This is a genomic window from Pseudomonas sp. GW460-12-10-14-TSB1 (assembly GCF_017349775.1).
GTDB classification, from domain to species: Bacteria; Pseudomonadota; Gammaproteobacteria; order Pseudomonadales; family Pseudomonadaceae; genus Aquipseudomonas; species Aquipseudomonas piscium.
Genome location: NZ_JACNAC010000060.1, coordinates 1 through 17,107, shown reverse-complemented (window position 1 = coordinate 17,107; position 17,107 = coordinate 1). Strand labels below are relative to the sequence as shown.

Annotated in this window: 18 protein-coding genes; 13 read left to right on the top strand and 5 right to left on the bottom strand. The window is 64.2% G+C overall.

Annotated features, from left to right (window positions below; genetic code table 11):
- Window positions 1-20: 20 nt before the first annotated feature.
- Window positions 21-911 (bottom strand): putrescine utilization regulator PtrR, encoded by an 891-nt coding sequence (ptrR, locus tag J4D52_RS25785; RefSeq protein WP_025808835.1) that lies wholly within the window; start codon window positions 909-911, stop codon window positions 21-23.
- Window positions 912-1,012: 101 nt separating this feature from the next.
- Between ptrR and J4D52_RS25780 the strand changes: the two genes are divergently transcribed.
- A complete protein-coding gene (locus J4D52_RS25780; RefSeq protein WP_063430974.1) occupies window positions 1,013-2,404 on the top strand; it encodes an aldehyde dehydrogenase family protein in 1,392 nt (463 codons plus the stop codon).
- A 161-nt stretch (window positions 2,405-2,565) separates the two neighbouring features.
- Here the strand turns inward: J4D52_RS25780 and J4D52_RS25775 are convergent, their stop codons facing one another.
- Window positions 2,566-2,775, bottom strand: a complete 210-nt coding sequence (locus J4D52_RS25775; RefSeq protein WP_025808833.1) for a hypothetical protein — start codon at window positions 2,773-2,775, stop codon at window positions 2,566-2,568.
- Between the two features lie 197 nt (window positions 2,776-2,972).
- On the opposite strand from J4D52_RS25775, the gene J4D52_RS25770 reads away from it, so the two are divergent.
- The 6 genes from J4D52_RS25770 (at window position 2,973) to J4D52_RS25745 (ending at window position 8,205) form a co-directional block, all read left to right on the top strand.
- Window positions 2,973-3,530, top strand: coding sequence for an ATP-dependent Clp protease proteolytic subunit (locus tag J4D52_RS25770; protein WP_063430976.1), 558 nt, complete (start codon window positions 2,973-2,975; stop codon window positions 3,528-3,530).
- Window positions 3,531-3,722: 192 nt separating this feature from the next.
- A complete protein-coding gene (locus tag J4D52_RS25765; protein ID WP_063430978.1) occupies window positions 3,723-5,072 on the top strand; it encodes a sodium:proton antiporter in 1,350 nt (449 codons plus the stop codon).
- A 159-nt stretch (window positions 5,073-5,231) separates the two neighbouring features.
- Complete coding sequence (locus J4D52_RS25760) at window positions 5,232-5,414, top strand: hypothetical protein (protein ID WP_025808830.1); 183 nt, start codon at window positions 5,232-5,234, stop codon at window positions 5,412-5,414.
- A gap of 144 nt (window positions 5,415-5,558) precedes the next feature.
- Window positions 5,559-6,017, top strand: coding sequence for a metallophosphoesterase family protein (locus J4D52_RS25755; protein ID WP_063430980.1), 459 nt, complete (start codon window positions 5,559-5,561; stop codon window positions 6,015-6,017).
- A 228-nt stretch (window positions 6,018-6,245) separates the two neighbouring features.
- On the top strand, window positions 6,246-7,781 hold the full coding sequence (locus J4D52_RS25750) for an FAD-dependent oxidoreductase (RefSeq protein WP_063430982.1): 1,536 nt from the start codon (window positions 6,246-6,248) through the stop codon (window positions 7,779-7,781).
- A gap of 199 nt (window positions 7,782-7,980) precedes the next feature.
- Window positions 7,981-8,205, top strand: coding sequence for a hypothetical protein (locus J4D52_RS25745; RefSeq protein WP_025808827.1), 225 nt, complete (start codon window positions 7,981-7,983; stop codon window positions 8,203-8,205).
- A gap of 178 nt (window positions 8,206-8,383) precedes the next feature.
- On the opposite strand, the gene J4D52_RS25740 is transcribed toward J4D52_RS25745, so the two are convergent.
- Entirely contained in the window at window positions 8,384-11,434 is a 3,051-nt protein-coding gene (locus J4D52_RS25740; protein WP_102677896.1) for an FAD-binding and (Fe-S)-binding domain-containing protein, read from the bottom strand.
- Window positions 11,435-11,594: 160 nt separating this feature from the next.
- Between J4D52_RS25740 and J4D52_RS25735 the strand changes: the two genes are divergently transcribed.
- The gene (locus J4D52_RS25735) at window positions 11,595-12,497 is read left to right on the top strand and encodes a LysR substrate-binding domain-containing protein (protein ID WP_063430986.1); all 903 of its coding nucleotides are present in this window, start codon (window positions 11,595-11,597) and stop codon (window positions 12,495-12,497) included.
- Window positions 12,498-12,508: 11 nt separating this feature from the next.
- Here the strand turns inward: J4D52_RS25735 and J4D52_RS25730 are convergent, their stop codons facing one another.
- Both J4D52_RS25730 and J4D52_RS25725 read right to left on the bottom strand, forming a co-directional pair.
- The gene (locus J4D52_RS25730; RefSeq protein WP_063430988.1) at window positions 12,509-13,270 is read right to left on the bottom strand and encodes a phytanoyl-CoA dioxygenase family protein; all 762 of its coding nucleotides are present in this window, start codon (window positions 13,268-13,270) and stop codon (window positions 12,509-12,511) included.
- A 5-nt stretch (window positions 13,271-13,275) separates the two neighbouring features.
- Complete coding sequence (locus J4D52_RS25725) at window positions 13,276-13,506, bottom strand: hypothetical protein (RefSeq protein ID WP_063430990.1); 231 nt, start codon at window positions 13,504-13,506, stop codon at window positions 13,276-13,278.
- A gap of 258 nt (window positions 13,507-13,764) precedes the next feature.
- Between J4D52_RS25725 and J4D52_RS25720 the strand changes: the two genes are divergently transcribed.
- From J4D52_RS25720 to J4D52_RS25700, 5 genes are all read left to right on the top strand, one after another.
- Window positions 13,765-15,153 carry an S-type pyocin domain-containing protein gene (locus J4D52_RS25720; protein ID WP_063430992.1) on the top strand — a complete coding sequence of 463 codons (1,389 nt, stop codon included), beginning with the start codon at window positions 13,765-13,767 and terminating at the stop codon, window positions 15,151-15,153.
- 1 nt (window position 15,154) lies between these two features.
- Window positions 15,155-15,628 carry a DUF6392 family protein gene (locus J4D52_RS25715; RefSeq protein ID WP_063430994.1) on the top strand — a complete coding sequence of 158 codons (474 nt, stop codon included), beginning with the start codon at window positions 15,155-15,157 and terminating at the stop codon, window positions 15,626-15,628.
- A gap of 38 nt (window positions 15,629-15,666) precedes the next feature.
- The gene (locus J4D52_RS25710) at window positions 15,667-16,128 is read left to right on the top strand and encodes a DUF6392 family protein (protein WP_063430996.1); all 462 of its coding nucleotides are present in this window, start codon (window positions 15,667-15,669) and stop codon (window positions 16,126-16,128) included.
- A 40-nt stretch (window positions 16,129-16,168) separates the two neighbouring features.
- Window positions 16,169-16,630: a DUF6392 family protein gene (locus tag J4D52_RS25705; RefSeq protein WP_063431694.1), complete on the top strand. Its 462-nt coding sequence runs from the start codon at window positions 16,169-16,171 to the stop codon at window positions 16,628-16,630.
- A 149-nt stretch (window positions 16,631-16,779) separates the two neighbouring features.
- Window positions 16,780-17,107, top strand: a 328-nt coding sequence (locus J4D52_RS25700; RefSeq protein ID WP_207272173.1) for an NUDIX domain-containing protein, incomplete at its 3' end; no start/stop codon positions are given.

Here is a 17,107-nt window from a genome sequence, read left to right as displayed (position 1 = left end):
GCCGCAAGCTCTTCTAAGCTCTAAGCTTGCCGCTCGTAGCTTGTAGCTTGCGGCTGCCTCTCCTCCAGCAAACGCACGAAGTGGGTCAGGCTGCGCGAGACCGTGCCGCGGCGCCAGATCAGCCAGGTCTGCAAGAAGCGGTACGGCTGCGCCAGCTGCCAGATGCTCACCGTGCCGCAGCCCGGCATGCTGTCGAGCATGCTGCGGGGCATCAGCGCCAGGCCGGCGCCGGCACTGACGCAGGCCAGCATGCCGTGGTAGGACTCCATTTCGTGGATCTTGCCGGGTACTGCGCCATCCTCGCTGAACCAGCGCTCGAAGTGATGGCGGTAGGAGCAGTTGGCGCGAAAGGCGTAGATGCTCTCGCCGTTGACGTCGCGCCCGCGGGTGATGGGCGCATGCCCCAGCGGCGCGATGACGACCATTTCCTCGTCGAACACCGGCACCCCTTCCAGGCTTGGGTGCAACACCGGGCCATCGACGAAGGCCGCGGCCAGGCGCCCGGACAGCACGCCATCGATCATGGTCCCGGAGGGGCCGGTGGACAGGTCCAGTTCGACCTTGACGTGCTTCTGGTTGTAGGCCGCCAGCAACGCCGGAATCCGCACCGCCGCCGTACTCTCCAGGGAGCCCAGGGAGAACGGGCCCTGGGGTTCCTCCCCGGCCACCGTCAACCGCGCTTCCTGCACCAAGTCGAGAATCCGCCGGGCGTAATCAAGAAAACTCCAGCCGGCCGGCGACAGACGCAGGCGGCTCTTTTCGCGGATAAACAGCTCCACCCCCAGGTCCTGCTCCAGCTGCTTGATCCGCGTGGTCAGGTTGGAAGGCACCCGGTGGATGAGTTGCGCCGCCGCGCTGATGCTGCCCTGCTCGGCCACTGCCTTGAAGATTTCCAGCTGCACCAGATCCATCTCATTCTCCAAACGTGAAAGATATGCTCTTTATTATTCAGTTTTCATAAGCACCCTGCCAGCCTAACCTGCAGCCATTCCCCGGCCCACAGGACGCTGCCATGACCATGGTTTCCAGCCAGACCCACGCTATTTCGATCAACCCCGCCAATGGCGAGCAGATCGCCCATTACCCTTATGAATCCGCCGAGGCGCTGGACGCCGCGCTGGCGCGTGCCGCGGCTGCCGCCGCCCAGTGGCGCCGCAGCAGCCTGGAACAGCGCTCGGCCCTGTTGCTGGCCCTGGCCAAGGCCCTGCGCGACAACGGCGAAACCCTGGCCCGCAGCATCACCCTGGAAATGGGCAAGCCGATCGCCCAGGCCCGCGGCGAGATCGAAAAATGCGCCCAACTCTGCGAATGGTATGCCGCCGAAGGCCCGGCGATGCTCGCCCCCGAGCCGGCCCCGGTGCCGAACGGCAAGGCGCGCATCGAATACCGGCCGCTGGGTCCGATCCTCGCGGTAATGCCGTGGAACTTCCCAATCTGGCAGGTACTGCGTGGCGCGGTGCCGGCGCTGATCGCCGGTAATACCTACGTACTCAAGCACGCGCCGAACGTCATGGGCAGCGCCTACCTGCTGCTGGAAGCCTTCCAGCGCGCCGGTTTTCCCCAAGGCGTGTTCGAGGTGATCAACGTCACCCCGGACGGCGTCTCCCGGGCCATCGCCGACCCACGCATCGCCGCCGTGACCCTCACCGGCAGCGTGCGCGCCGGCATGGCCATCGGTGCCCAGGCCGGCGCGGCGCTGAAGAAATGCGTGCTCGAACTCGGCGGTTCCGATCCCTTTATCGTGCTTAACGACGCCGACCTGGACGCCGCCGTGCAGGCTGCGGTCATCGGCCGCTACCAGAACACCGGGCAGGTCTGCGCCGCCGCCAAGCGCCTGATCGTCGAGCAAGGGGTGGTGGAGGCCTTTACCGAGAAGTTCGTCGCCGCCACCCGCAAGCTGCTGGTGGGCGACCCGCTGGTCAGCGACACCTACATTGGCCCGATGGCGCGCTTCGACCTGCGCGACGAGCTGGACGAACAAGTCCAGGCTACCTTGAGCGAAGGCGCGACCCTGTTGCTGGGCGGCGCCAAGGCCGAAGGGCCGGGCAACTTCTATCAGCCAACGGTGCTGGCCGGCGTCACCGACCAGATGACCTCGTTCAAGCAGGAGCTGTTCGGCCCTGTGGCCTCGATCATCAGCGCCCGGGATGCGCAACATGCCCTGGCGCTGGCCAACGACAGCGAATTCGGCCTGGCCTCGACCATTTACACCCAGGACCTGGCCCTGGCCGAACGCCTGACCGCCGAGCTGGAAACCGGCGGTGTGTTCATCAACGGCTACTGCGCCAGCGATCCGCGGGTGACCTTCGGCGGCGTGAAGAAAAGCGGCTTCGGCCGTGAGCTGTCGCACTTCGGCGTCCGCGAGTTCTGCAACGCGCAGACGGTGTGGCTGGACCGCAACTGATCCTTCCCCTGTAGGAGCGAGCTTGCTCGCGATGAACCTGAGCGCGCCGCGCTTGTCCAGGCGGTACGCGGCATCCTTGACGACCATCGCGAGCAAGCTCGCACCTACAGTCGACCTCCTGTTTCTTCAAGCATCCGTCGTGCCGCCGTCTGCGCAATATCTCAGCGGCGGTCATCGGACAGTGGCGTCGGCTCGTTCGGTGCCGGCAGGTCGGGGACCATCGGCCGCTCCCTGTCATCGTCACGCCGCTTATCGCGTTCGGCATCGCCGTTGACGTTGGGATCGATCACCGGGTCGTGCCGGCGGGCCGGTTGCAGAGGGTCGGGTTCAGGAGTGCGGGGCTCGCTGGGGTCATGCATCGACTGGATCATGGTGCACCTCACGGCAGGCCCGGTGAGTCCGGGCCCTACTCCGTTAGGCACTGGACCGGGCCATGGGGTGCGAGGCAATGGATGAGCGGTCGCCCGGCCCTCCTGGCCAGGCAGGCGCTCGGCGAAACTTTCGCCGCCGCCCGGGCTCAATCCTAGAGCCAGGTCACGCATCGTGGCCAAGACTGGGAGGCCGTCCGATGACCGAGCACATCGTGCATTTTCACTGCCAGATCGACCAGGGCACCACCGAGCGCTTTCGCGACAGTTGCCTGGAAGCCATCGAGCAAGGCGCCACTTCCCTGCTGCTGAACCTGTCCACCACCGGCGGCAGCACCAATTTCGGCTTCACCCTCTACACCTTTCTCAAATCCTTGCCGGTGCCGCTGTGCGCGATCAACGCGGGCAACATCGAGTCCATGGGCATCATCATGTTTCTCGCCGCCAACCGACGCATCACCGCGCCGCATTCGCGATTCCTGATCCACCCGATGAACTGGTACTTCAGCCAGAACTCGGTGGATCACCAGCGCCTGCGCGAATACCTCTCCAGCCTGGACAACGACCTGGCGCGCTACGTGAAAATCTACGAGCTGGAAACCGCCGACGCGGCGACCCAGCTGGACATCTTCAAATGCCTGTCGGCCGAGGAAAAGGTCATCGCCGCCCATGAATCGCTGGCCTACGGCATCGCCCACGAGGTGCGCCAGGTGGTCTTCGCCGACGACGTCAAGCACTGGAAAGTCTCGGGCGGCTGACCCTGCTGCCCCAGGCACATGGCCTGCGCCGTCCGGCTGCCGGGCGGAACGTCCGGGCCTGGCGGGCGTCTTCAGCTTGAGGGCCCGCCACCTCAAGCTGGCGAGCGTGCCTGCCTAGTATGTCCGCGCCCATGAGGATCCGTTCATGCCTGCCGCTCCGTTCGCCCGCACAGCGCAAGACCCGAGGCGGCCATGACCTTCATTGCCTGGGTCGCGGTCCTGGGCGCGGTGCTGCTGATCCTCGCGCTGACCTCCTCCTACCTGCGCTGGATGCCCGTGACCACCTCGGTGGTCTGCCTGGCGCTGGGGATCGCCATCGGCCCCGCCGGCCTGGGCCTGCTGCAACTGGACATCCACCAGGCCTCGGGCTGGATGGAGCACCTGACCGAAGTGGCGGTGCTGTTCTCGCTGTTCGTCAGCGGCCTCAAGCTCAGGTTGCCGCTCAACAGCCGCAGCTGGCGCGTCGCCTTTGGCTTGGCCGGGCCGGTGATGCTGCTGTCGATCGCCGGGGTCGGCCTGCTGCTGCACTACGCTTTACACATGCCCTGGGGGCCGGCGCTGCTGATCGGCGCGATCCTCGCCCCGACCGACCCGGTGCTGGCGACCATGGTCCAGGTCAGCGACGCCCAGGACTACGACCGGGTGCGCTTCGGCCTGTCCGGCGAGGCCGGGCTGAACGACGGCGTGGCGTTTCCCTTCGTGATTCTCGGCCTGCTGCTGACCCGCCAGGGCGACGACCCCGGCGCCTGGCTCGGCGACTGGGCCTTGTTCAGCCTGCTCTGGGCGGTGCCCGTGGGGCTGCTCAGCGGCTACTGGATGGGCCGCGGCCTCGGCCACCTGACCCTGCACCTGCGGATCAAGCACGCCGACAGCACGGTCTCGCCGAACGACTACCTGAGCTTCGCCCTGATCGCCCTGGCCTACGTGGTGGCGGAGCTGATCCAGGGCTACGGTTTTCTTGCGGTGTTCGCCGCTGCCCTGGGCCTGCGCCAGGCCGAGGTGCACTCCAGCGACCATGCCCGGGCGCCGGCCGAACACCTGGTGCAACCGGTGGTCGGCCACCAGCATGTCGATCCGGCGCAGGCGGTGCATGGCGACGTCGAGGCCCTGCAGGAGAGCCAGGTCGCAGCGGGCATCATGCTCGGCGACATGCTGGCCTTCGGCGGCCTGGTGGAACGGGCCATGGAAGTGTTCCTGGTGACCCTGCTCGGGGTGGTGCTGATTGCCCATTGGGACTGGCATGCGCTGACCGTCGCCGCCCTGCTGTTCCTGCTGATCCGCCCGCTGAGCGTGTTGCTGATCCCCTGGGGGCGTCTGCTCGACCGCCGCCAGCGCCTACTGCTGGGCTGGTTCGGCATCCGCGGCATCGGTAGCCTCTACTACCTGTTCTACGCCCTCAACCACGACCTCGACCCGGCGCTGGCCGAAGCCAGCAGCAACCTCACCCTGTCGGTGGTGGCCCTGAGCATCCTGGCCCACGGCCTGAGCACCCAACCGATGCTCGCCCGCTACGAGCACCATAAAAAACGCCGGCGAAGCTGACGGGCCATGGGCATGGACGCGCTGGCCGGGGCCGGAATGAATGCGCACCCTCGCGACCAATCCATTCGTCGTCCCGCGGGAAACTTTTTCAAACTTTCGTTTGCGCTTCATTTCCCAATCTTGCGAGGTGTCAAATCGCTCACTATCGAGGATTGAAAAATGGCTACCAGCGGAAAAAACCCACTCATGGGCAACAAGGACACGCAAAAACCTTCCCCAGCCGGCAAGAAATCCGGCGGCCAGGGCTCGGGTGGCAGCATCCCCGCCGATCGGCAAAAAGCCCCTGGTGCAGGCAAGAAAGGTGGCGCCCAAGGCGCCGGTGGCGGCACCCGGAAAGCCTGACCCACAGCGCCGGAGTGTCATCCCTCGACGCACTCCGGCTGCTGCACACACAGCCCCTGCCACCGGCCGGCACGGGCCGGTTCTGGTCGCGCGCGACAGGCTATGCTTAGGCCTCTGTAAAACCACTTCGATGAAAAGCAGCGGATGAAAATAGGCCTGATCTCCGACACCCACGGTTTGCTTCGTCCCGGCGCGCTGGCGGCGCTGCAGGGCTGCGCGCATATCCTGCATGCCGGCGATATCGGCGACCCGCAGATACTCGCCGCCCTCGGGCACCTGGCGCCGGTGACCGCGGTGTTCGGCAATGTCGATCAGACCCATGACTGGGCCCACGCACTGCCCCGTCACATCACCCTGAAGCTCGATGGCCTCGACCTGCTGCTCTGCCATGTCCTGGCCGAGGTGCCGAAGCCTCTGCCGCCGGGGGTGCGGGTGGTGGTCACCGGCCATTCCCACCAGCCGCGGCAGTTCTGGCAGGACGACGTGCTCTATATCAATCCGGGCAGCGCCGGGCCGAGGCGTTTCAAGCTGCCGGTCAGCCTGGGCTACCTGATCCTCGACGCCGGCCAGGTCGAAGGCCACTTGGTCGAACTGGCGGTCTAGCAGCCCACCACCTGTCGGGTCGGGCATGACCGGCTATCGGAGCGCGGCCATCGGCCGGGCTTTGCAGGGTCCACACTTAACCCAGCGACTTCCGGCGCTTGTGACGAACGCCGGGCGAAGCCACCTGGCCGGGCTGCACTGCGCCCTCTGACAGAAGATCCCGGCCCTGCACCAGGGAGGATGACGCGCAAGGAGGATCAAGGGCGCGGAACGCGCAGGAGAAAAGCGATGACCTTTTATGTCGTGGCCCGCCTCGACCAGTTGCCCGAAGACCGCGGCACTAGGGTCCAGGTCGGTACCGAAGCGGTGCTGCTGATTCGCACGGGCAATCAGGTCCAGGCCTACCAGGCCGATTGCCCCCACGCCGGGGCGCCGCTGGAACAGGGGGCGGTGTACCAGGGGCAACTGATCTGCCCCTGGCACAAGGGCGCCTTTGCCTGCGACAGCGGGCAACTCTGCGAGCCGCCGCCCCTGGCGAGCCTCAAGCGCTACAGGGTGGACATCCGCCACGATGACCGGGTCTGGGTCGCCGACCAGCCCATGGCCGACCCCGTGGTGCCACGCCCGGCCGATCCGCGACGGTTCGTGGTGATCGGCGCCGGCGCCGCCGGTGCCGCCGCGGTGGCGACCCTGCGGGCCGAGGGCCTGGGCAACAACCTGACCTGGATCGACAAGGAAGTGCAGCCGGCCTACGACCGTACCGCCCTGAGCAAATACGTGCTGGCCGGCGAGATGCCGCCTGCGGAAGTTCCGCCGCTGCTCGAACCGGAGTTTTATCGCGAGGCCGATGTGCAGTTGCTGCAAGCCGAGGTCCTGCGTCTCGACCCGGGCCGGCGGCAGATCCTCCTGGCCGACGGCCAATGCCTGGACTATGACGCCGCGCTCCTGGCCACCGGCGCCGAACCGCGCCTGCCGGCCATCGAAGGGGCCGACCTGCCAGGGGTGTTCATGCTGCGCTCGCGGGCAGATGCCGCGCGCCTGCTGGAGCAGGCCCGGCCCGGTAAACGGGTGGCAATCATCGGCGACAGTTTCATCGGCCTGGAAGCCGCCTCGGCCCTGCGCAAACGTGGGCTGATGGTGCACCTGATCGGCCGCCACCAGGTGCCGCTGCAACGCCAGCTGGGAGAACGCATCGGCAGCGCCGTGCGCGCCCTGCACGAACAGCACGGGGTGATCTACTACGCCGGTTGCGAAGCCCGGGCCCTGGTCGGCGAAGGCCAGGTGCAACAGGTGGTCCTCGACAACGACCAGCGCATCGCCGTCGACCTGGTGTTGTTCGGCACCGGTGTCAGCCCCGCCACGACCTTCGTCGAAGGCCTCGAGCTGGCCGAGGACGGTTCGCTCAAGGCCGATTCCAGCCTGGCCGTGGCCGACGGCCTGTGGGCGGCCGGCGACATCGTGAGTTACCCCTGCGACGGCCGCTCCCAGCGCATCGAACACTGGCGTGTGGCCCAGCAGCAGGGCCGGCTCGCCGCCTGCAACATGCTCGGCGAACAGCTGAGTTTCAGCGTGGTGCCCTTCTTCTGGACCTATTTCTACGACCAGACCTTCGAGGTGCTCGGCCACGCCCGCCGGTGGAACCAGATCGTCTTCGAGGGCGAGCCGGAGCAGTACCGTTTTATCGCCCTGCTGTGTTTCAACGAACAGGTGGAATCGGTGGTCGCCTGCGAGTACCCAAGGGCCATGGCGGTGTTGTCGCAGCGCATGCAGCGGCCACTGTCGCGCAGCGAGGCCCTGGAGCTGATCCAGCGGACGCCGGAATAAGTTGATGAGCAACCATCCATGGCGCTGCCGACAACCGCTGGGCAGCGCCATGGAACCCCGGATAAAAGGCGATTCTCCAAATTCAGGCAAGGTCTCGATATCTCGGCCAGCGGCCGAGGCACCCGGGGTCAGGAAGAGCATCGGCCCAGGTGTCTTGCCATGGCCGGCCCTATGCAGGATTAAGGAGGATGACGCAGCCATGAGCAGGACCGAACGATTCAACCGCGAGTTGGCGAACAACGCCCGGCTGTTCGCCGAAGCCGACCGCCTGGATGTCCAGGCCTATGAGCTGCTCAACACCGACCATGTCGACGACCACCGCCTGGCCCTGTTCAGCAGCGCCAAGCAGCGGGCCAACGAAAAATACCTGGAAGCACGCAACGACTGGCTGCGCATCAAGCAGCTGATGGACAGCACCGACTGAAGCCACCGGCGCCGGCAGGGAGATCCGGGATTCCGAGTTTGCGGTCACTGCGCAACCTCGCAGGCTCGGCAGCGGCTACACAGGCAACAGGGTTGCTGTAGCCGCTGCCGCAGGCTGCGATCGGGCTGGGCGGCATTCCGACGTAGCGCTCGTAGAACCGGCGCCCCGGTGGATCTGATCAGGCCTTGAGCGGACGTTTGCGCAGCTGCTCCAGCAACGCCTGGAGCGGATGCTGCAGGCCCTGCCCCTCCTGGCGCTCGACCTGGCTGCGGCAGGAATAACCGTCGGCCAGCAGCCGTCCGCCCTGGCCATGGCGCGCCACCAGCGGCTGCCAGGACTGCTGGTAGATCACCTGCGAAGTCGCCAGGTTGCGAGTCTCATGGCCGTAGGTACCGGACATGCCGCAGCAACCGCTGGCCAGTACCTGCAGCTTCAGGCCCATACGCGCGAACACTTGTTGCCAGAGGCCAATGCTGGCGGGCTCGTTGGTCTTTTCGGTGCAGTGTGGGAGGAACTGATAGGGCTCGGCGTCCGGGTTCGCTTCAACCGATACCTCGGGCAGTACCCGGGCCAGCCACTCTTGCGGCAACAGCACTTCCGGAGCCTGCCCGACACCCAGGGTCTTGCGGTACTCCTGGCGGTAGACCAGGGTCATCGCCGGGTCGAGGCCGACCAGGGGCACGCCGCTGGCCTGCAGTTTCAGCAGCGACTGCGCGTTGTAGCGCGCGGCCCGGGCAAAGGCGCCGAGGAAACCCTGGACCTGCAAGGGCTTGCCATTCGGCGCGAAAGGCGCGAGGTAGACCTGGAAGCCCAGGCGCTCGATCAGCTCCAGCCACTCGGCCGCCAGCGGCGTCTCGAAGAACCGGGTAAAGGCGTCCTGCACCAATATCACGCTGCGCTGGCGCTGCTCTTCGGAGAGTGCCGCCAGTTGCGCGGCGTTGGCCATGCGCACATTGCGCCGGCGGCACACCGCCTGGAAATCCAGGGTGCTGAGCAACGGGCTGTCGACCATGCCCGCCAGGTGCTTGAGGGCACGGCTGACCGGCGCCGCGCCGATCAGCGCGTTGTACAGCCGTGGCAGGCGCGCCAGATAAGGAACGCTGAATTCCAGGGAACCGATCAGGTAATCCTTCAGCGGACGCAGGTAACGACCGTGGTATAGCTCGAGGAAACGCGAGCGGAACTCCGGCACATTGACCTTGACCGGGCACTGCCCCGCGCAGGACTTGCACGCCAGGCAACCGGCCATGGCGTCGTACACCTCATGGGAGAAGTCCTCGCGCCCGGCCAGCCGCGCCGCGCTGTTGTAGACGCGCCGGGCCAGGTTGGAAAGCCGGGCGCCACCGCCGTTCAGCACATCCACCCCCTGCTCGCCCTGCAGGCGCAGCCACTCGCGGATCAGCGAGGCGCGGCCCTTGGGCGAATGAATGCGATTGCGGGTGGCCTTCCACGACGGGCACATGGCGTCGTCCGGGTCGAAGTTGTAGCAGGCGCCGTTGCCGTTGCAATGCAGGGCGCTGTCATAGCTCTGCCAGACCCGCTCGTCGATGGTGCGGTCGAGCTCGCCGCGCAGCACCACTTCGTCGACCCGGGTCAGGCGCGCTTCAGGCACCGAGGCCGGGGTGGCGATCTTGCCGGGGTTGAGCTGGTTGAACGGGTCGAACGCCGCCTTCAGCGCCTGCAGCGACGGATAGAGTTCACCGAAATAGTCCGGAACGTACTGCGAGCGCAGGCCCTTGCCGTGCTCTCCCCACAACAGGCCGCCGTGCTTGTGGGTGAGCGCCGCCACCGCGTCGGAGATTGGCCGGATCAACGCCGCCTGCTTGGGGTCCTTCATGTCGAGGATCGGCCGCACGTGCAGCACCCCGGCGTCGACATGGCCGAACATGCCGTATTGCAGGCCATAACCATCGAGCAGCGCGCGGAATTCAAGGATGTAGTCCGCCAGGTTCTCCGGCGGCACCGCGGTGTCTTCGACAAAGGGCTGTGGCCGCGCCTCGCCCTGGACGTTGCCCAGCAGGCCGACCGCGCGCTTGCGCATAGCGTACACCTGATTCACCGCCTGGGCGCCGATGGCCAGGGTGTGGCCCAGGCGCACCACCGAACTGTCCTGCTGCAGGTGCCGGACAAAGGCGTCGACCCGCTGTTCCAGCTCCTCCTGGTCGTCGCCGCTGAACTCGATCAGGTTGATGCCCAGGGTCGGGGTGTCCGCCTGCTCGGGAAAATAACGCGCCACGCCGTGCCAGACGATGTCTTGCATGGCCAGCATCAGCACCTTGGAGTCCACCGTCTCGATCGACAGCGGTTTCAGCGCCATCAAGGCCTTGGCGTCGCGCAGCGCATCCATGAAGCCGGCGTAACGCACGTTGACCAGGATCGAGTGCCGGGGAATCGGCAGCACATTCAGGCGCGCTTCGACGATAAAGCCCAGGGAGCCCTCGGAACCGCAGAGCACGCTGTTGAGGTTGAATTGCTCCGGGGTCTCGCGCAGGTGCGCCAGGTCATAACCGGTCAGGCAGCGATTGAGCTTGGGAAAGATCGCCTCGATCAGCTCGGCCTGGTGGTCGGCGATGTCCTGGGCGCAGCGGTAGACCTCACCGATTCGCCCTGGCTGCGCGGTTTCCTGTTCCAACTGCCGGTTGTCGATGGGCGCGCTGTCCAGGCGGCTGCCGCCCAACAGCACGGTGCTCAGCGCCAGGACGTGGTCGCGGGTCTTGCCGTAGGTGCAACTGCCCTGCCCGCTGGCGTCGGTGTTGATCATGCCGCCGACGGTGGCGCGGTTGGAGGTCGACAGCTCCGGGGCGAAGAACAGGCCGTGGGGCTTGAGGGCGGCGTTCAGCTGGTCCTTGACCACCCCGCTCTGCACCCGCACCCAGCGTTCCTCGACGTTGATCTCGAGGATCTGGTTCATGTGCCGCGACAGGTCGACCACTATGCCGTCGGTCAGCGACTGGCCGTTGGTGCCGGTGCCGCCGCCACGGGGGGTGAGCACCACCGCGCGGTGTTCCGGGCTCGCCGCCAGCCGGGCCAGCCGCTCGACGTCCGCCACATCCCGGGGAAAGACCGCGGCTTGCGGCAGCCGCTGGTAGATCGAGTTGTCGGTGGCCAGCACCGTGCGCAGGCCCAGGTCACGGGCAATCTCGCCACGAAAGCCGTCGGCGGCCAGGGCGTCAAGAAAGCCCTGGTAGTGGGCCAGCGGGTCGCGTTCGGGGGCAAGCAGAGCAATCATCAAAAAGGCTTCCAGACAGAGAAAAGGCGCAGCGGTGCATGCAAAACACGTATGCTTGCACACAGCCCGAGGGGCGGCGGCCAGCCGAAAAAGCCTATTTTCCTGAAGCATTGCCCCTCAGGCAAACGTATTTCATGTGCTTTTTTCATGAGTTTTATGAATGAACCCCAGACGTCTCACCCCGTCGATGTCGGTGCTGGTGGCCTTTGAGGCCGCGGCGCGGCATGGCAGCTTCACCAAGGCCGCCGAAGAACTGGCACTGACCCAGAGCGCCGTCAGCCGCCAGGTCCAGGCCCTGGAGTCGCTGCTGGAAGTGCCGCTGTTCAGCCGCGACGGCCGGCATATCGAGCTGACCGCCGCCGGTGCCCTGTATCACCACGAACTGGCGGCGGCCCTGGCGCGGATCCGCAACGCCACCTTGCAGACCATCGCCCACAAGGCCGGCGGTGGCCCGCTGCACCTGGCGGTGCTGCCGACCTTCGGTTCGAAATGGCTGCTGCCGCGCATGCATGACTTTTACGCCAGCCATCCGGGCACCCTGGTGCATATCCATTCGCGGATCGTCACCAGCGACCTGTCGAAAGACACCGCCGACATGCACGCGATCATCTGCGCCGGCACCGGCCATTGGCCCGGCTACGAGGCCCATCGGCTGCTGTCGGAAAAACTCACGGTGGTGGCCAGCCCCAAGGCCCTGCCCGAGTACGGCTCGATGTCCGTCGCCGACGTGGCGCAACAGCTGCTGCTGAACGTGGTGTCGCGTCCCGATGCCTGGCCCGAGTGGTTCGAGCAGAACGGCCTGCAGCAGCGGGCGATGCGCATGGGGCCGGGGTTCGAGCTGACCGCGCACTTGATCCAGGCGGTGGTCGCCGGCATCGGTATCGGCCTGGTGCCGCGTATCCTGGTACAGGACGAAATTCAGAGCGGCGAGCTGGTGGCGCTGTTCGAGCCGGTGGACAGCGGTCGCAGCTATTACCTGGCCTACCCTAGCCGCTATCAGCACCTGCCATCGTTGCAGGCGTTCAGTCGCTGGCTGCTGTCGATCCCCTTCCCTGACAGCTGACAACCCCTCGCTCAGTCGTACTCGGCCTCCTCATGCTCGCCCAGCAGGCGCCGCTGGCGCGCCGAGGCCGCTGCCAGCACCTCGGGGTTGAAGCGCCAGTGCAGGTAGGGCGAAAACTTCTGCGCCACCATGCGCCGGCCATAGTGCACCTGCAGCAAGTAGCGGATGCGCTCGGCGCTGCTGTTCTCGCTGCCCGCATGCCACAGCTCGCTGCGAAACATCAGCGCATCGCCGGCCTGGCACAGCACGGCCTGGGGAGTTTGGCCATGCCAATGCTCCTCTCCGGCCCGTGGCGGTCGCCCGGCTCTATGGCTGCCCGGCACCACCCGGGTCGGGCACAGGTCCTGGTCGATATCGTCCAGGTACAGGTGGCAGGTGCAGATCTGCATCGGCAGCTCGAATGCCGGATCGCTGAGCAGGCTGCGGGGCAGTTGCAGCGCCAGGTAATCCAGGTGCAACCCCATCCCTTGAAAGCCCGGATGACAGCGCCAGGCGGTCTGGCCGATGACATGGCAATCGTCGCCCAGCGCCGCTTCGGCCAGCTCGATCACCCCCGGCAGATCGAGAAACGGCAGCCACAGCGGATCGCGGTTGAACACGCATTTGTAGTGTTCGAGCAAGCCGCTGTAGTCCCAATGCTGGGGTTTGAGGCCATCTATGGCGTGACGCAGCAGCTGGATCTGCAACCCGTCGAGCACTCCGGGCAGCAGCACGAAACCCTCACTGTGCAATGCCCGCAGACGCTCGGCGGTCAGTGCTGGCATGGAGGTCATGGCGGCTAGTCGATGGGGCCGATATTGATCAGCCGATCGCTGCCCAGCCCCGGCACCCTGGCCAGCACCCCGACCGGCGTGGCGGCGGAAAACTCGATGACATAACCCATGCCGCTGCCGTCCTCTTCCATGGTCAGGACCCAGCGCGCCACCTCGTCGGGGTTCAGGCTCAGCGCCTGCGCCACCCGGCGCTGGCGGCGCTCCTCGAGGGTTTCGTCGAGAAAGTAGTCGTTCATCTGGCGCAACCTCCGGCGGATGGCAACCCAGCCGGGCCTGGCGAGGCCCTCACAACAGCTATTAATCCATTCTCGGCAAAAGTCGAATCCAGCCCGGCGCGCCGTGACGAACGGCAGGCTTTATCGCCAATTCCGGACGGCCGGTTTTATCCGCGGTCCACAAGCGAGTTTTCTTTCGAGCGTTTCAGAAAGGGCCTAAAGCGCCGCGCCGGGGCGGCCCCCTAGCATGGGTGGCTGATCCAGACAGCGAGGCTGCCCATGCGTCTACTGAAAAACTCCGAGCGCGAGGCACGGCATGCGCAAAGCCCGCATGACGCGGAAAACCAGGTACGCATGGCCCTGCAACGCGACAGGACAAGCCTTGTAGGGTTGGATGAGCTGTTGCGGGAGCATTACACCGTCAATAGCGACCAGGACATTCTTGCCGCGGTCAGAAACGGCGACTGGGTGCTGGTCACGGACAACTCCACCGTAACAGCCAGCAGCCTGGTCTGCCCCGCTCCTGAAGCGGACCCAGTCTACCTTCGGCCAGACCCTTGGCCCGATCCCGTTCCCCGCACCGACCTGGTCTTCGCCAAGTCCGTCAGCAGCACCCCTTGGGGCACCACCCAGGCCGGCACCGCCAGCGAGCCCGCGGGCAATTTCGGCAAGACCATGCTGATGGCCTCCTCGGCGACCGAGGTCGGGCTCGGCAGGGTCGCCGGCGAGCTGATCCTCAGGAGTTTCGCCTGGTCAGTGCAGATGGCCGGCACCGCAGCCAAAACCGTCGGCGGCCCGGCAGGACAAGTGCTGCTCCTGGCCATGACTCCGACCCAGCTCGGCGACGACTCCTTCTACAGCGAAGAACAACTGCGCGAGCTGCGCGCCGCCACTACCCGGGTGCGCTTCCAGTTCCGCCGCGACAGCCAGGGCGTGCTGCAAATCCATGGCATCCACACCAGCGCCCAGTCGGGCCAGGACAGCGTCCCGGTGATCAAGGCCGACTGGAACGCCGACAAAAACGCCATGCAGGCCCACCTCGGCACGCTCACCATCACCTGGACACCGCACAACGGCCCGGTGGTCACAGCCCCGACGTCCTACCCCGGGGTGACCGACGAACTGGCCAACATCATGGTCCACCCCATCGCCGAAGGCGGCGACAGCCAGCTCCAGGGCGCGCCCCTCGACGAGTTCAAGGTCGAAGACTGCATCATCACCTTCCCGGCGGACAGCGGCATCCGCTCGCTGTACCTGGTCTTCGCCAAGCCCATGGTCAACCCGCTGGAAGTCGGCCCGGCGAATGATCTTTCCAGTAGAAGCGCGAAGGATGGGTTGGATATTGATCACATACCGTCGCAAAAGGCGTTGGAGACTTTTCTGAAATCCAACATGCCGGATATACATGAAAACCACATGAAAGAAGCTCTACGAAAAGCCCCAAGTATCGCTATCCCTAGCGCGGTACATCAAAACTACAGTGAGACGTACGGTGGTAGAAACAACAAGGCCCGCCAGGCAAAGGATGCTGCTGACCTCCAGGCCGCCGTAGACGCTAATCTTGATGCCATCAAGCCCTTCTTGCAGGAAGAAGGCTTCACCGAAGAACAGATTGATACGGCACGCTCTGAGCTGCACAACCTCCATCGGAAACAAGGCTGGTATTGATATGAACGCAGCACTGATTGATGACTTGGTTAAGAGCCTTGGCCGTACCTATCCTGAAATGATTGCCTCCGGAATGTATCTCCCGGGGGGGCCACCAAAAGGCATCTTCGAGGACAGCGATACCATAGCCATGTCACCGGAGGCAGGTATCGAACTTGAGTTTTGGGCCAGTACCCAACGCTTTGAAGCCTTATATATTTCCTTGCTAAAGCGCTTCCCAGAACAATCAACCTACAAGGGAAAACTGCCCTACCACCTCGAAGTCAAGATGAGCCAGCAATGGGTCAGATCCCATCACGGCGAACCTCTGGAATCAGGAACCCCCTATAGAATCCCGGTGCTGGGTATGACTGGCGGCTGGGATACTTATCGTTTTGCAGGTTTCCCCAAACATATCCATGTGCGATTCAAGTACACCGTCGACATGGAAGTGGAAGGGATAGTGTTCAGGCTTAACGAAAAATCCCACGCTTAGTTTTACGGGGCACAGCTGGCACGAATATGAACGCCGCAATGATCGATGACCTGATTAAAAATATGGGGAGGACCTATTCCGAGTTGATCGCATCTGGAATGTATCTCCCAGGAGGACCACCAAAGGGCATCTTTGATGACAGCGACAGGGTGACGGTGTCGCCGGAGCCAGGGATCGAATTGGTTTTTTGGGCCAGCACTCAACGTTTTGAAAACCTGTTCATCACCTTTCTTGAGGGTTTTGAAGGAGAGCCCATATACCGAGGGAGTCTTCCCTACCAGCTCAAAACGAAGATGAATCAGACCTGGGTTAAATCTCAATATGGCGAGCCGCTGGAGTCAGGAGCGCCTTATAGAGTTCCTATCTCCGGCATGACAGGTGGCTGGGATAGCTATCGTTTTCCAGGCATGTCCAAGAGCGTCCATGTGTTGTTCAAGTACACCGTTGAAATGGAAGTGGAAGGCATCGTCTTCAGGCTGAACGAAAGATCACATGCGTAGTTATGCAGAAAGTGCAGTGAGCGAGGAAACGAACGCCGCCATGATCGATAAGCTGGTTAAAAGTCTCGGACATACTTACCCCGAAATGATCGCTTTAGGAATGTATCTTCCAAGCGGCCCACCTAAAGGTATTTTCGAGGACAGCGACACCTTATCTATGTCGCCTGAACCGGGTATTGAGCTGGGATTCTGGGCCAGCAATCAGCGGTTTGAAGATCTGTTCATTACTTTCCTGGAAACGTTTCCCGGAAGGCCAACCTACAAAGGAGGGCTTCCCTATCAGCTCAAAACAAAAATGAACCAGAGCTGGGTTAGATCACAATACGGTGAGCCCCTGGAATCAAAAGGGCCTTACAAAATCCCTGTGCGTGGGCTGGTAGGCGGGTGGGAAACCTATCGTTTTCCAGGCATGTCCAAAAACATCAATGTGTTGTTCAAGTACACCATTGAAATGGAAGTGGAAGGAATCGTGTTCAGACTTAACGAAAAATCCCACGCTTAGCTCTACAGGGCACAGCTGGCACGAATATGAACGCCGCAATGATCGATGACCTGGCTAAATGTCTTGGCCGCACCTATCCCGAAATGATCCCTTCCGGGAAGGTTTTCAGCTGATCAGGATGCGAAATTACAAGCCAAGGAGAAGATGGCATGACGATAAAGAAAGCCTGCCCGGTAGCGCTACGGAGCAGTGAAACGCTAGAAATCTTGGCGTTTGAGCATCCGTTGGCAGGTCTGCAACTGGTCAAGGGTAGCGTGGAACCCGGAGAGTCAACCCGGGCGGCCGCTGCCCGAGAGCTGTTCGAAGAAGCCGGGATTCAAAGCAAGGTGATACGAGATTTGGGGGCGTGGCGCTCGCCTATAACCGGACAGATGTGGGCATTCCATGAGTGTCATGTCGCGCAAGACCTCCCTGATACCTGGGTTCATCATGCTGAGGATGATGGCGGGCATGAGTTCAGGTTTTTCTGGCATCCAT

What these genes read in the sequence shown, in the direction of transcription:
- J4D52_RS25755 (WP_063430980.1), top strand. Translation starts at nt 5,559, where the DNA reads ATGAAAATAGGCCTGATCTCCGACACCCACGGTTTGCTTCGTCCCGGC.
- J4D52_RS25765 (WP_063430978.1), top strand. Translation starts at nt 3,723, where the DNA reads ATGACCTTCATTGCCTGGGTCGCGGTCCTGGGCGCGGTGCTGCTGATC.
- J4D52_RS25740 (WP_102677896.1), bottom strand. Translation starts at nt 11,434, where the DNA reads ATGATTGCTCTGCTTGCCCCCGAACGCGACCCGCTGGCCCACTACCAG.
- J4D52_RS25745 (WP_025808827.1), top strand. Translation starts at nt 7,981, where the DNA reads ATGAGCAGGACCGAACGATTCAACCGCGAGTTGGCGAACAACGCCCGG.
- J4D52_RS25780 (WP_063430974.1), top strand. Translation starts at nt 1,013, where the DNA reads ATGACCATGGTTTCCAGCCAGACCCACGCTATTTCGATCAACCCCGCC.
- J4D52_RS25760 (WP_025808830.1), top strand. Translation starts at nt 5,232, where the DNA reads ATGGCTACCAGCGGAAAAAACCCACTCATGGGCAACAAGGACACGCAA.
- J4D52_RS25770 (WP_063430976.1), top strand. Translation starts at nt 2,973, where the DNA reads ATGACCGAGCACATCGTGCATTTTCACTGCCAGATCGACCAGGGCACC.
- ptrR (WP_025808835.1), bottom strand. Translation starts at nt 911, where the DNA reads ATGGATCTGGTGCAGCTGGAAATCTTCAAGGCAGTGGCCGAGCAGGGC.
- J4D52_RS25775 (WP_025808833.1), bottom strand. Translation starts at nt 2,775, where the DNA reads ATGATCCAGTCGATGCATGACCCCAGCGAGCCCCGCACTCCTGAACCC.
- J4D52_RS25720 (WP_063430992.1), top strand. Translation starts at nt 13,765, where the DNA reads ATGCGTCTACTGAAAAACTCCGAGCGCGAGGCACGGCATGCGCAAAGC.
- J4D52_RS25735 (WP_063430986.1), top strand. Translation starts at nt 11,595, where the DNA reads ATGAACCCCAGACGTCTCACCCCGTCGATGTCGGTGCTGGTGGCCTTT.
- J4D52_RS25705 (WP_063431694.1), top strand. Translation starts at nt 16,169, where the DNA reads ATGATCGATAAGCTGGTTAAAAGTCTCGGACATACTTACCCCGAAATG.
- J4D52_RS25750 (WP_063430982.1), top strand. Translation starts at nt 6,246, where the DNA reads ATGACCTTTTATGTCGTGGCCCGCCTCGACCAGTTGCCCGAAGACCGC.
- J4D52_RS25710 (WP_063430996.1), top strand. Translation starts at nt 15,667, where the DNA reads ATGATCGATGACCTGATTAAAAATATGGGGAGGACCTATTCCGAGTTG.
- J4D52_RS25730 (WP_063430988.1), bottom strand. Translation starts at nt 13,270, where the DNA reads ATGACCTCCATGCCAGCACTGACCGCCGAGCGTCTGCGGGCATTGCAC.
- J4D52_RS25725 (WP_063430990.1), bottom strand. Translation starts at nt 13,506, where the DNA reads ATGAACGACTACTTTCTCGACGAAACCCTCGAGGAGCGCCGCCAGCGC.
- J4D52_RS25715 (WP_063430994.1), top strand. Translation starts at nt 15,155, where the DNA reads ATGAACGCAGCACTGATTGATGACTTGGTTAAGAGCCTTGGCCGTACC.